Origin of the sequence: Arthrobacter sp. UM1, from assembly GCF_020483305.1 — a bacterium.
GTDB lineage: Bacteria > Actinomycetota > Actinomycetes > Actinomycetales > Micrococcaceae > Falsarthrobacter.
In genome coordinates this window covers 607,399-621,016 of sequence record NZ_JACWAB010000001.1, presented here as the reverse complement: position 1 = coordinate 621,016, position 13,618 = coordinate 607,399, and the positions used below count along the sequence as shown (strand labels likewise).

Below are 13,618 nucleotides of genomic sequence, written 5' to 3'. Positions count from 1 at the left end.
ATTCCCGCGAAAACTTCCCCCGAGTCGAGAGAGCACACACAGAGATGACCAACGCAGCCCTCGCCGTCACCGACAGTCTCGCGCCGGCGGCTCCCCGCCCCGAGCGCCGTCGGCGTCGGCTGACCCTTGTTCCAGGGCTCAAGCGGCGGCGCTTCACCGGTGCCCTCGTCTCGCTGGTCCTGCTCGTCGTCGTCGCCGTCGCCTCGATTCTGGCGATCAACATCTCCGTTTCCCGCCAGCAGTACAGCGTCGTTTCGCTTCGCGCCCAGCAGGCGGATCTCGAGTCCAAGAACGGCGCTCTCAACGAGAGCATTGAAAACAACGAGGCCCCGCAGACACTCGCGGCGAAGGCGCGCAAGCTCGGAATGGTCTACTCCTCGAGCTTCGGCGTGGTGGACGTGAACACGGGAAAGATCTCCGGAAACCCGAAGCCGACCACCGGGAATGAGAACATCGGGCCGGACGTCCCGGCCCCGCTCGCCCCGAAGACGCGCGCAGCCGTGGCGCCGACCGTCGAGGTCAAGCGCGTCAAGGAGTCCCAGTCCTCCATGGAGGGACGGGACCTGAACGGAGGCACGGTCCCCGCGCCGAGCCAGAAGAAGGCGCCGGAGCCCAAGAAGGCTGAGAAGAAGCCCGCCTCGTCCGCTCCCGGCCAGTCCAAGAAGAACTGATGGCGCGGGGAGTCAAGCTTCCCGCGGCCTACGCCCGGGCGTCGCGCCGGCGCATGCGCACCACCGTGGCCGTCTTCCTGGCGGTCATGGTGCTCATCGCCGGGCGCCTCTTCTACCTCCAGGTGCTGGACCCGGGCGGCAACAGGGACAAGCTGCTCGCTAAGAGCATGCTCTCCCAGAAGGTCCCCGCGACGCGCGGCGAGATCCAGGACGCCAACGGCAAGGTGCTGGCCCACTCCGTTCCGCGGTTCGACATCGTGGTGGACCAGACGATGCTGATCGACCGCCAGGGACAGCGCATCACCGAGTTCGAGAGGAAGGTCGACCGCCCAGGCGGCGGCGAGGCCCAGGAACAGGTGAGCGTCTCCCAGGCGTCTCAGGAGATCGCCTCGATCCTCGGCCTGCAGAAGCAGCAGGTCCTCCGCGCCGTGACCGGCACCCGTCCCTTCGCCTACATCTTCCAGGGCGCCACGAGCGCCCAGAAGGAGAAGGTCATGAAGGTCGGCATGCCGGGCGTCTACACGGACGACCGCTATGTGCGGCAGTACCCGATGGGGCAGGTCGCCGGCTCGCTCGTCGGCTACCGCAACCAGGACCAGTCCCTCGCCGGCGTCGAGCTCATGGAGGACACGGCGCTCGAGGGCAAGGACGGCAAGCGCATCTTCGAGATCGGCCGAGACGGAATCCGCAACCCGTACGGCGCCAACAACGTCACGCCCGCCGTCAACGGCGAGAACGTCAAGCTGACGATCGACTCCGATCTCCAGTGGTACGCCCAGCAGCAGATCGCGGAGGCCACATCCCGCCTCAACGGCGAGTGGGGCAACGCCACGGTCCTCGACGCGAAGACGGGCCGGATCGTCGCCTCGGCGGACAGCACCTCCGTGGACCCCAACGACATCGCGCGGCACAAGGGCCAGTTCGGCCTGCAGCCGATCGGCATCGTGGACGGCTTCGAGCCGGGCTCGACGGCGAAGGTGGTCACCTTCGCAGCGGCCCTGGAGAAGGGCAAGATCTCCCCGAAGACGCCGATCACCACCCCGAACCGGTATTCCGTGGACGGCGAGGAGTTCAAGGACTACGAGGACCACCCGACCTGGCACCGCACCGCGGCCGGCGTCCTCGCCCGCTCGCTCAACACGGGCACCGTCCAGGTGGCCCAGAAGCTCTCGCCGCAGGAGCGCTACGACTGGCTGCGGAAGTTCGGAGTCGGTCAGAAGGTCGGCACGGGCTTCCCCGGCGAGCAGGCCGGCCTGCTCCGGACCCCGGACAAGTGGGACAAGCGCCAGGCGTACACGGTGTCCTTCGGCCAGGGCTTCACGCAGACCGCCCTCCACACCGCGCAGATCTACCAGACGATCGCGAACGACGGCGTCAAGGTGACGCCGCAGCTCATCGACTCCACGACCGGCCCGGACGGGACCGTCCACAAGCACGAGCCCGCGCCGGGGGAGAGGGTCATCTCCCACAACACCGCGCAGGAGCTCACCCACATGATGGAGAACGTCACGGTGGACGGCTCCGGCCAGACGGGACAGCTCAAGAACTACCGCGTCGCCTCCAAGACGGGCACCGCGCAGTCGGTGGGCCCGGACGGCACCTATGACGCCTATACGATCTCCTACGCGGGCTTCGCGCCGGCGGAGAACCCCCGCTTCGTCGTCGTCATCACGATCAGCAGAACGCAGGAGATCACGTCCACGGAGACGGGCCCCGTCTTCGGGAAGATCATGGAGAGGGCGCTGACGATGAACAACGTCCCGCCGTCCTCCTCGAAGCCGAGCCTCTACCCGACGTTCTCCGACGGAACGCCGAACGAGGGCAGCCTGCTTCCGCACTGAGCCCCGTCAGAGACATCCCCCTTCACTGCGAACGAGAGAAGCCGATGAACCCACCACAGGAGCCCACCATGAGGCCTCGCTCCGCCCGCGAGCGGAGTGCGGCCGAGGCCGTCGACGCGGTCGCGCGCCGGCTCGGCCTCGCGGCGGAGCACTCTGAGACATCGGCTCGGGTCACCGGCGTCACGATGGACTCGCGGGACGTCTGCGCGGGCGACCTCTACTGCGCGGTGCCCGGCGCCCGCCGCCACGGGGCGGAGTTCACCGCCCAGGTCCTCGCGGCCGGCGCGAGCGCGGTCGTGACGGACGCGGCCGGAGAGGCCGCCGTGCGCGCAGCGGTCGACTCAGCCGGGGCCGAGGCCGCGGTGTTCACCGTCGAGGACCCTGTCCGCGCCTGGGTGGGCCCCCTGGCCGCGGAGGTCTACGGGACGCAGGAGCGGTCCTTCCCCCTCTTCGCGGTGACGGGCACGAACGGGAAGACGACGACGACCTACATGCTCAACGGGATCCAGCGTGCGCTGGGCCGCCGCACGGGCATCATCGGGACGATCGAGATCGACGCTGGCGGAGAGCCGATCCCCTCGGTCCTCACCACGCCGGAGTCCACGAACGTGCACGGCATCCTCGCCCGGATGGGGGAGAACGGCGTCACCGGCGCCGCGATGGAGGTCTCCTCCCACGCGATCGACTACCGCCGCGTGGACGGCATCCGCTTCGACGTCGCGGGCTTCACGAACCTCACGCAGGACCACCTCGACCTGCACGGGACGATGGACGCCTATTTCGCCTCCAAGGCGGACCTCTTCACGGAGCGCCGGACCCGGCGGGCCGTCGTGCTCGCGGACGAGGACTGGGGGCGCCGCATGGCCGAGCACGCCCGCTCCCACGGCGTGGAGACCCTGACGCTCTCCCTCGATGGCGCGGAGAACGCTGACATCGAGGTGACGGACATCGAGCAGGTGGGCCTCGGCTTCCGCTTCACCGTGGCTTTCCGCGGCGATCGGCTCGAGGCGAGCCTGCCCCTGCCCGGCGATTTCAACGTGGCCAACGCCGCCCTCGCCATCGGCATGGTCCTGGCGTCCGGCGTGCCCGCGGAGGACCTCCGCGGCCCCCTGGCGGACGGCTCGGCGCTCAGCGTCACGGTCCCCGGGCGGATGCAGGTCATCGGCACTGAGCCCGCTGCGATCGTGGACTTCGCCCACAACCCGGACGCGCTCGTGCGCGCCCTCACGTCGGTGGCCGGCCGCCGGACGATCCTCGTCGTGGGAGCCACGGGCGACCGCGACGCGACGAAGCGGGGGACCATGGGCCGCATCGCTGCGGAGCTCGCCGACGTGGTCATCGTGACCGACGACGATCCGCACGGGGAGGACCCCGCCCGGATCCGTGCCGCCGTCCTCGAGGGCGCCCGCTCGGCGGACTCCGACGCGGAGGTGCTCGAGGTGTTCCCCCGCGACGAGGCGATCCGCCGCGCCGTCGCGCTTGCGAGCCGCGAGGACACGATCGTCGTCGCGGGCCGCGGGCACGAGACCGTTCAGGAGGTCGCCGGAGTGGACGTCCCGCTCGACGACCGCGTGGAGCTCGCCGCCGCGCTCACCGCACGCGGATTCCGCGTGGCGGACCAGGCTGCCGAGACCGCCGCACACATCCCCTCGGAGGAGCGCGCATGATCCCGCTGACTGCCCAGGAGATCGCCGACGCCACGGGCGGACGGCTCGTCGGGGGCGCCGCCCCGGACGCCGTGGTCCGCGGCGCGACGACGGACTCCCGCGAGGTCTCCCCGGGCTTCCTCTTCATCGCGAAGCCGGGCGAGCACGCCGACGGCCACGACTTCATCCCCGCCGCGCTGGATCAGGGCGCGGCCCTCGTCCTGCTCGAGCGGGAGTGCGAGGCGGGCGGCCGCCCGGTCCCGGGCGTGCTCGTCGAGGACGCGGTGCTCGGCATGGGCGCCGTGGCCCGGCGGGTCGTGGACCGCCTCCGGGCCGGGGGACAGGTGCGGATCGCGGGCATCACCGGCTCCGCGGGCAAGACGACGACGAAGGACCTCGTCGCCGGCCTGCTGCGGCCGCTCGGCCCGACGGTCTCGCCGATCGGCTCGTACAACGGCGAGGTCGGCGTCCCTCTCACGATCTTCACCGCCGAGGAGGACACCCGGTACATGGCGCTGGAGATGGGTGCGAACGGGCTCGGCAACATCGAGTACCTGACCTCGATCGCGCGGCCGGACGTCGGGGTGGTCCTCGGCGTCGGCTCGGCCCACGCCGGGGAGTTCGGCGGCGTCGAGAACATCGCCAAGACCAAGGGCGAGATGGTCGAGGCCCTCGAGCCCGAGGGCGTGGCCGTCCTCAACGCCGACGACGCCCGGGTCTGGGCCATGCGCTCCCGCACCCGCGCCCAGGTCCTCGCCCTCACGGCGGACGACTCGCTCTCCGACGAGGAGGTCTCCGCGCAGCATCCCGGCGCCCGCGTGCTCCGAGCCCGCGGCGTCTCGATGCGCCCGGGCGGGATGCCGAGCTTCGAGCTCGTCGGCCCGGACGGCTCCACCGCGCGCGTCGACGCGCAGCTGATCGGCGCCCATCATGTGACCAACCTCCTCGCCGCCGCCGCCGTCGGCCTCTCCTTCGGCGTCCCGCTCGAGGACGTCGCCGCGTCCCTCTCCTCCCAGAAGGCCGCGAGCCGCTGGCGGATGGAGCGGACCGAGCGGCCCGACGGCGTGACCGTGGTCAACGACGCCTACAACGCCAACCCGGAGTCCATGCGGGCCGCTCTGCGGGCCCTCGCCGACATGGCGGAGGGACGGCGCACGTGGGCCGTGCTCGGCGGGATGCTGGAGCTCGGCGACACGAGCATCGAGGAGCACGACGCGATCGGCCGGTACGCCGTCCGGCTCAACGTCTCCAAGGTGCTCGCCGTGGGCCCCCTCGCGCGCCCGCTCTTCAACGGCGCGGTGATGGAGGGCTCGTGGGGCGACGAGGCCCAGCACGTGGCCGACATCGACGAGGCCGAGCGCGTGCTCGCGGAGCAGCTGCAGCCCGGCGACCTGGTCCTGTTCAAGAGCTCGCGGGACTCCCGCCTCCGGGAACTGGGCGATCGGATAGCATGTCAGTCGGGCACAACCCCGGCGTCCGTCGATCACCAAGGAGATCAGCAGAAGTGATTACTCTCTTGATCGGCGCGGGGATGTCCCTGCTCATCACGATCGTGGGGATGAAGTACTTCATCAACTACCTCGTGAAGAAGAGCTACGGGCAGTTCGTCCGGGATGACGGCCCCCAGGAGCACCACACCAAGCGCGGAACGCCGACCATGGGCGGGGCGCTCATCGTGCTCTCCGTGGTCTTCTCCTACTTCGCCACCCACCTCCTCATGGTCCTCGTGCGCGGCGGGGGCTTCCACCCGACCGCTTCGGGCATGCTCCTGCTCTTCCTCATGGCGGGCATGGGCTTCGTGGGCTTTGTGGACGACTTCAAGAAGATCTCCAACCAGCGCAGCCTGGGGCTCTCGCCGATGGGCAAGATCATCCTGCAGGCGGCCATCGGCATCGTCTTCGCCTTCCTCGCGCTCCAGTTCCCCAACGAGCGGGGACTGACGCCCGCCTCCTTCTTCATCTCGTTCCAGCGGGACATCCCGGTGCTCAACCTCGCCTTCGGCGGGACGCTGCTGGGAACCATCCTCTTCATCATCTGGTCCAACCTCATCGTCACCGCGGCCTCCAACGGAGTGAACCTGACGGACGGGCTGGACGGGCTCGCCGGCGGCGCGGCCATCATGGTGTTCTCGGCCTACCTGCTCATCGGGATCTGGCAGTCGAGCCAGGCGTGCGGGGGAGCCCGCGCCATCGAGGCCGCCTGCTATCAGACGCGAGACCCCATGGACCTGGCCGCCATCGCCGCCATGCTCTGCGGGTCCCTCGTCGGGTTCCTCTGGTGGAACGCCTCGCCCGCCAAGATCTTCATGGGGGACACCGGCTCGCTCGCCCTCGGCGGCGCTGTCGCGGGGTTCGCCATCCTCACGCGGACGGAGCTCATGCTCCCGATCATCGCCGGCCTGTTCGTCCTCATCACCCTCTCGGTGATCCTGCAGGTGGGCTACTTCAAGATCTCGGGCGGCAAGCGCATCTTCAAGATGGCCCCGCTGCAGCACCACTTCGAGCTCCTCGGCTGGGCTGAGGTCACCGTCGTCGTCCGCTTCTGGATCCTCGCGGGGCTCTTCGTGGCCGTGGGACTCGGCATCTTCTACTTCGACTGGGTGGTCAAGCTCTAGTGGCTCAGGAGGACAGCGTGAACAGCCGATTGGACGCACTGACGAGCTGGGACTCGGACTTCTCCGGGCTCAAGGTCGTGGTGACCGGACTCGGGCTCTCCGGGTTCGCCGCGGCCGACACCCTCGCCGAGCTCGAGGCGCGCGTCGTCGTCGTGGACGGCGGGGACTCCCCGGAGGCGCGCCAGAAGGCGGACACCCTGAAGATCGTGGGCGTCGAGGACGTCCGCCTCGGGGAGGAGGTCACGCGCGCGCTCCCGGAGTTCGACGGCGAGGCGCCCGATCTCGTCGTGGCCAGCCCGGGCTGGCGCCCGGACCAGCCGCTCATCCAGGCCGCGCTCGAGGCCGGAATCCCCGTCTGGAGCGAGGTCGAGCTCGCCTGGCGCGTGCGCGAGCGCGAAGGCCGCCGCACCGCCGAGTGGATCGTCCTGACCGGCACCAACGGCAAGACCACCACGGTGACCATGGCCGAGTCGATGCTCCGCGCCGCGGGTCTGAGGGCCGTCGCGGCCGGGAACGTGGGCACGCCGCTGCTCGACGCGGTCCGGGACCCCGAGGGCTTCGACGTCATCGCGGTGGAGCTGTCCAGCTTCCAGCTGCACTTCACGCACTCGATCTCCCCGGCGGCCTCCGCCGTGCTCAACCTCGCCGAGGACCACGTGGACTGGCACGGCGGCTTTGAGGCCTACCGGGATGCGAAGGCGAAGATCTACGAGCGCACGCGGGTGGCCTGCGTCTACAACGTCGAGGACCCCGTCACCGAGCGGATGGTCGAGGAGGCGGACGTCGTCGAGGGGGCCCGCGCCGTCGGGTTCACGGTCGGCACGCCCGCCCGCTCGATGCTGGGCGTCGTCGAGGACGTCCTCGTGGACCGGGCGTTCCTCGAGGAGCGCGCCACGTCCGCGCTCGAGCTGGCCACGCTCAAGGACCTGGGGGAGATCGCGCCGCTGCACATCGTCCAGGACGCGCTGGCGGCGGCGGCCCTGTGCCGTGCCGTCGGCGTGTCTCCCGAGGCCGTCCGGCAGGGCCTGAGGGACTACTCGCCCGGCTCGCACCGGATCGAGCCCGTGGGGGCGCTCGGCTCCGTGGTGTTCGTCAACGACTCCAAGGCCACGAACCCCCATGCGGCCGCGGCGTCGCTCGGCGCGTTCGAGCGCGTCGTGTGGATCGCGGGAGGCCTCTCCAAGGGCGTCTCGTACGAGGAGCTCGTGAAGGCGAACAAGGACCGGCTCGCGGCCGCCGTCGTCCTCGGGACGGACGTCGAGCCGCTCCTGGCGGCTCTCGCAGAGCACGCGCCGGAGACTCCCGTGCTCCGCACGGACGCCCTGCTCGACTCCCGCTCGGCCGCGGCCGAGCGCGGTGAGCCGGCGGACGGGGTCGGAGACGCGGTCATGGCCGAGGCCGTCCGGCTCGCCCACAGCGCGGCGCAGCAGGGCGACACCGTCCTCATGGCGCCGGCCGCCGCGTCCATGGACCAGTTCCGCTCCTACGCCCACCGCGGCGAGGCCTTCGCGCGCGCCGTGGAGGGCCTCATCCGCTCCGAAGCCGACACGATCAAGGACCTCTCTGGTGCCTGAGACCGCTGAACCCCGCACCCGCCGCCGGCAAGGCGGTGCGACCGCTGAGTCCCGCTGGGAGTCGATCTCCCGGCGCCAGCGGGTCGTCTCGGTCACGGACCCGGCCCGCGCCCGCGAGTCCATGCGGCAGGCGCGCGACCGCGCCTCGTCGGTGTGGTCCTCGCTGGACGGCACGGGGCGGCCCGAGTCCGGCTGGGCGTACTACGTCATCCTCGCCTGCGTCATCTTCCTCACGGCCACGGGCCTGACGATGGTCCTCTCGGCCTCGGCCGTGGAGTCCATCTCGAAGGACATGAGCCCCATCTCGCTCTTCACGAAGCAGGCGGTGTGGGCCGTGGTGGGCTTCGCGTTCATGTTCGGCCTCTCGCGTGTGCCCGTGGCGTTCCTGCGGAAGCTCGCATGGCCGGGGTACTTCATCGCGATCGTCCTCCTCGTCCTGGTGCTCAGCCCCCTCGGCGTCGAGGTCAACGGAAACCGGAACTGGCTCTCCCTCGGCCCGCTCTCGATGCAGCCGTCCGAGCCGGCGAAGCTCGCGCTCGCGCTCTGGACTGCGTTCATCCTCGAGCGCAAGCAGCGGCACCTGGGAGACTGGAAGCAGACCGCAGCCCCGGTGTTCGGCCTGGGAGCGCTCGTCATCGGGCTCGTCCTCGCGGGCCACGACCTCGGAACCTCGATGATCCTCGGATCGGTTCTGCTCACGGCCCTCTGGGCCTCGGGCGTGCAGAAGCGGCTGGTCGGGATCACCGTCGGCGCCGTCGGGTTCATCGGCGTCATCCTCGCCCTCACGAGCAGCAACCGCTCAGACCGGATCCAGGCCTGGCTCGGCCACGGCTGCGACACCTCGGGACTCTGCGACCAGGCCCAGGCCGGCCTCACGGCGCTTGCCCGCGGAAACTGGTTCGGGGTGGGCCTCGGACAGTCCCAGGTGAAGTGGTCCTGGCTCCCGGAGGCGCACAACGACTTCGTCTTCGCCATCATCGGCGAGGAGCTCGGCTTCGTCGGCACGGCGGTCATCGTCGCGGCGTTCGCGGTGCTCACGCTCGTCTCGCTGTGCGTGGTCCTGCGCTATGACGATGTCTTCATCCGCGTCGCGGGCTCCTGCATCATCGTCTGGATCGCCCTGCAGGCCATGGTCAACATCGCCATGGTGCTCGGCGTCATCCCCGTCATCGGCATCCCCCTGCCCTTCATCTCCTACGGCGGCTCCGCCCTCACCTTCACCCTGGCGGCGATGGGTATCCTGCTCTCCTTCGCCCGCCACGACCGAGGCACCCGCCGTCGCACAGAGAGGACATCCCGGCCATGAACCACGGCCAGACCGCACCGGAGGACCGCGCGCGTCCCCTCTCCGTCGTCCTCGCGGGCGGCGGAACGGCCGGACACATCTCCCCGATGATCGCGATCGCCGACGCCGTGCGCCGCAGCCGCCCCGACGCCCGGATCACGATGGTGGGGACCCCCTCCGGCATGGAGACGCGCCTTGTGCCGGCGGCGGGCTACGCCCTCGAGACCATCGACCGCGTCCCCATGCCCCGCCGCCTCAGCGCGGACCTCGCCAAGCTGCCGGGACGCTTCTCCCGGGCGGTGCGCCAGGCGGCGGAGATCATCCGGGCGGCGGAGGCCGACGTCGTCGTCGGCGTGGGCGGATACGTCTGCACCCCGATGTACGCGGCGGCCCGGCGCCTCCGCGTGCCGATCGTCATCCACGAGGCCAACGCGAGGCCCGGCCTCGCCAACCGAGTGGGCCGGGCCCTCGGCGGCAGCGTGGCCGTGGCCTTCGCCTCCACCCCGCTGGGCGGAGCCGACCACGTCGGCATGCCGATGCGCCGGGAGATCTCCCAGCTGGACCGCGCAGGACGCCGGGCCGAGGCTCGCGCCGCGCTGGGCGCCGATCCCCAGGAGCGGCTCATCGTCGTGACGGGCGGCTCGTCCGGCGCCGCGAGCATCAACCGCGCCGTGGCGGAGTTCGCGTCGAGCGGCCGCGCCGCCGAGGCCGGCGTGCGCCTCATCCACATCACGGGACGGGGCAAGGAGGTGCTGGACCCCGCGGGGTCGCCGCTCTCGGCCCCCGGCTACGCGCAGAGGGACTACGTGGACGGCATGGAGACCGCCTACGCCGCCGCAGACCTCCTCGTGGCCCGCTCGGGCGCCGGCACCGTGTCCGAGCTCGCCGCCACGGGAACCCCCGCGGTGCTCGTGCCGCTGCCGCACGGCAACGGCGAGCAGGCGCTCAACGCCCATGACCTCGTGTCCGCCGGCGGAGCGATCCTCGTGCCCGACGACGAGTTCACCGCGGACTTCCTCGCCCAGACGGTCGCCCCGCTGGCCCGGGACGAGGACCGCCTTGCCGAGATGAGCCGCGCCGCGCTGACGAGCGGGGTTCGGGACGCCGACGAGCAGATGGCCGCTCGCGTCATCGCCGCCGCCGAGGCCGGCCGAGGGGAGGGCCGAAGCCGTGCGTGACCGTCGAGAGCCGCTCAGCCCGCAGGAGCGGGCCCGGATCGTCGAGCGAGGTCTGCCCCGGCCCGCCGAGGACGCCGCCTTCGTCCACGGCGTGACCCGCGTGGCCCTGGAAGACCTTGGCGCGGTCCACTTCGTGGGGATCGGCGGAGCCGGCATGAGCGCCGTGGCCCGCATCCTGGCCGCGCGCGGCGTGACCGTCTCCGGCTCGGACGCCCAGGACTCGGAGAGCCTCCGGGGGCTCCAGCCGCTCGGCATCCGCACGTTCGTGGGCCACGACGCCGCCCACCTCGCCGGCGTGGACACCGTGGTGGTCTCCACGGCCATCCGCCCCTCGAACCCCGAATTCGCGGCGGCCCGAAGGCTGGGCCTGCGGATCGTCCACCGCTCGATGGCCCTCGCCGCGGGCGCGGACGGCCTGGAGACGATCGCCGTGGCCGGCACGCACGGGAAGACGACGACGACGAGCATGGCCGCCGTCATGCTGACCGAGGCGGGGGAGGACCCGAGCTTCGCCGTCGGCGGCGCCGTGGCCGGTCTCGGAGCCAACGCCCGGGCGGGCAGCGGCCGCCGGTTCGTCCTCGAGGCGGACGAGTCGGACGGCTCGTACGTCAACTACGTGCCCCGCGTGGCGATCGTGACCAACCTCGAGCCGGACCACCTCGACTTCTACGGGGACGCCGAGGGCGTGACGCGCAGCTTCGACGCCTTCGTGGAGCTGCTCGAGCCGGAGAGCGCCCTCGTGGCGTGTGCGGACGACCCCGGCTCGGCGGCCCTCGCCGAGCGCCACCGCGAGGGGACGCGCGTCCGGACCTACGGCTATGCCGAGGACGCGGACGTCCGCGTTCTCTCCACCGAGCCTGAAGGCGGGGGAACCCGCTCGATCCTCGCGTTCACGGTGGACGGCTTCGAATCCGAGCAGGAGCTGCGCCTCGCCGTGCCCGGGCGGCACAATGTGCTCAACGCCGCCGCCGCCTTCGCGGCCGGGCTCGAGCTCGGCCTCGACCCGGAGCAGTGCGCCGAGGGCCTCGCGGCCTTCCGGGGCGCGAGCCGGCGCTTCGAGCTGAAGGGCGAGGCCGGCGGCGTCCGCGTGTACGACGACTACGCCCACCACCCCACCGAGGTCGTCGCCGCCGTCGCCGGCGCCCGGAACGTGGCGCAGGGCGGCCGCGTGCTGGCGGTGTTCCAGCCGCACCTCTACTCCCGCACCCTCGCGTTCGCGCAGGAGTTCGCGGAGGCGCTCGACGGCGCCGACCTCGCGCTCGTGCTGCCCGTGTACCGCGCGCGGGAAGACGAGCGGGACGACGTGACGGCCTCCACCGTGACGGACCTCGGCGGCGCCTCGCAGGAGCCGGTCGACACGCCCGAGGAGGCCGTGCGCCGCATCGCCGCCGAAGCACAGCCCGGCGACATCGTCATGACCATCGGCGCGGGCGACGTCACCCGACTCGGACCGCAGATCGTCGAGGCCCTCGGCCGCGGCGGCGCGCGGCCCGGTGCCAGCACTCCCGCAGACGAGACGGGCTCCGGCGAGGGGCCCCGAGAGGACCAGGCCTGATGGCCCGTATTCCGAGACTGCCCAGCGAGGACGGACCCGCGGCGGAAGAGCCGACCGCCGACCGCCCCCGCGCCCAGCGCCCCGACGACGACGGACCGCACGCCGACCGTCCCCGGGCCGAGCGCGCAGGCGCGGAGCCGGCCGAGGAGAGCCGTCGGGACGGGCGACCCGCGGACGAAAACCGCGAGGACCGGAACCGCCCAGACGACGACGGCCCGCAGGCCGTCCGTCCGGACCGCGTCCGCCCGGACGCCGACCGTTCGTACGGCAGCGGCCGGGACCGCGCACGCCCGGAGGCGGACGCCGCGGAGGGAGTCGTCTCCGCGCGACGCCCCCGGCCGGACGCTGCACCCGAGCCCTCCGGCGCGCACGCGGACGTCGTCTCCCTCGACCGGCGCCGCCGTCCTCGCTGGGGACGGCGAGTGCTGCTCACCGCCGTCGTCGCCGTCCTCCTCTCGCTCGCCGCCGTCCTGGCGGCGAACGTCACGCCGTGGATGCGGGTGGACGAGGTCCAGGTCTCCGGCAACAAGTTCGTGAGCTCCGACGCGATCCGCTCGGCCGTCAAGGAGGCGGAGGGCCGGCCTCTGCCGCAGGTGGACGTGCAGGGCCTGGAGCGCCGGCTGGAAGCGATCCCGGGCATCGACAAGGCCCAGATCTCGGGTCGGCCGCCGCACGGGCTGATGGTCACGGTCAACGAGCGCTCGCCCGTCGCCCAGGTCCAGCGCCGGGGCGGCACGGACCTCATCGACAGCAGCGGCCGGACCATCACCACGGTTCAGGACGCCTCGAAGTACAAGCTCCCGATCATCTCCGAGTCCACCTCGAAGAACCCGAGCGTGTTCCGAGCCCTCACGACGGCGCTCAGCAACGTCCCGGACTCGATCCTGCAGGACATGCGCGAGGCCCGGGCCTTCAGCCGAGACTCGGTCGAGCTCCTCATGAACTCGGGCCTGAGGATCGTCTGGGGAGACGAGAGCCGTCCGGCGCAGAAGGCGGCGGTCCTGGAGGCCGTGCTCAAGGGTGTGAAGGGCGCCAAACCGGATCCGACGACGGGCGCCGTCCCGGCACAGCCGACTCTCGTGGACGTGTCCGTGCCCGAGCGGCCCGTGACCCGCTAGAGTCGCCTTCAGGAGTCCGCGGACAAACCTTCAGGGAGCGGTTGAGGGTTTGGCGCGGCTCACCAGTATTTTCACCAAACACAGATCTGGTTCCACTAGATTTGGATCAGGCAAGACGCTTTTCGGGCGTCGCGAA

General features: G+C 71.5%; 10 protein-coding genes. All 10 read left to right on the top strand.

Features of this window, described 5'->3' with window-relative positions; all coding sequences use genetic code 11:
- The first annotated feature begins 44 nt into the window (after nucleotides 1-44).
- A complete protein-coding gene (locus tag H9I38_RS02815) occupies nucleotides 45-671 on the top strand; it encodes a hypothetical protein (RefSeq protein ID WP_226337104.1) in 627 nt (208 codons plus the stop codon).
- Nucleotides 671-2,512: a peptidoglycan D,D-transpeptidase FtsI family protein gene (locus tag H9I38_RS02810; RefSeq protein WP_226337103.1), complete on the top strand. Its 1,842-nt coding sequence runs from the start codon at nucleotides 671-673 to the stop codon at nucleotides 2,510-2,512. The genes H9I38_RS02815 and H9I38_RS02810 overlap by 1 nt, the downstream gene beginning before the upstream one ends.
- A gap of 68 nt (nucleotides 2,513-2,580) precedes the next feature.
- Complete coding sequence (locus H9I38_RS02805) at nucleotides 2,581-4,179, top strand: UDP-N-acetylmuramoyl-L-alanyl-D-glutamate--2,6-diaminopimelate ligase (protein ID WP_226337102.1); 1,599 nt, start codon at nucleotides 2,581-2,583, stop codon at nucleotides 4,177-4,179.
- Nucleotides 4,176-5,666 carry a UDP-N-acetylmuramoyl-tripeptide--D-alanyl-D-alanine ligase gene (locus tag H9I38_RS02800; protein ID WP_226337101.1) on the top strand — a complete coding sequence of 497 codons (1,491 nt, stop codon included), beginning with the start codon at nucleotides 4,176-4,178 and terminating at the stop codon, nucleotides 5,664-5,666. The genes H9I38_RS02805 and H9I38_RS02800 overlap by 4 nt, the downstream gene beginning before the upstream one ends.
- Nucleotides 5,663-6,772: a phospho-N-acetylmuramoyl-pentapeptide-transferase gene (gene mraY / locus H9I38_RS02795; RefSeq protein WP_226337100.1), complete on the top strand. Its 1,110-nt coding sequence runs from the start codon at nucleotides 5,663-5,665 to the stop codon at nucleotides 6,770-6,772. Before H9I38_RS02800 ends, mraY begins: the two co-directional genes overlap by 4 nt.
- Nucleotides 6,773-6,789: 17 nt before the next feature.
- Entirely contained in the window at nucleotides 6,790-8,346 is a 1,557-nt protein-coding gene (gene murD / locus H9I38_RS02790; RefSeq protein ID WP_226337099.1) for a UDP-N-acetylmuramoyl-L-alanine--D-glutamate ligase, read from the top strand.
- On the top strand, nucleotides 8,339-9,652 hold the full coding sequence (gene ftsW, locus H9I38_RS02785; RefSeq protein WP_226337097.1) for a putative lipid II flippase FtsW: 1,314 nt from the start codon (nucleotides 8,339-8,341) through the stop codon (nucleotides 9,650-9,652). The genes murD and ftsW overlap by 8 nt, the downstream gene beginning before the upstream one ends.
- On the top strand, nucleotides 9,649-10,809 hold the full coding sequence (gene murG, locus H9I38_RS02780) for an undecaprenyldiphospho-muramoylpentapeptide beta-N-acetylglucosaminyltransferase (protein WP_226337096.1): 1,161 nt from the start codon (nucleotides 9,649-9,651) through the stop codon (nucleotides 10,807-10,809). Before ftsW ends, murG begins: the two co-directional genes overlap by 4 nt.
- Entirely contained in the window at nucleotides 10,802-12,364 is a 1,563-nt protein-coding gene (murC, locus tag H9I38_RS02775) for a UDP-N-acetylmuramate--L-alanine ligase (protein ID WP_319002165.1), read from the top strand. The genes murG and murC overlap by 8 nt, the downstream gene beginning before the upstream one ends.
- On the top strand, nucleotides 12,364-13,482 hold the full coding sequence (locus tag H9I38_RS02770) for a cell division protein FtsQ/DivIB (RefSeq protein WP_226337094.1): 1,119 nt from the start codon (nucleotides 12,364-12,366) through the stop codon (nucleotides 13,480-13,482). The genes murC and H9I38_RS02770 overlap by 1 nt, the downstream gene beginning before the upstream one ends.
- Nucleotides 13,483-13,618: the final 136 nt, after the last annotated feature.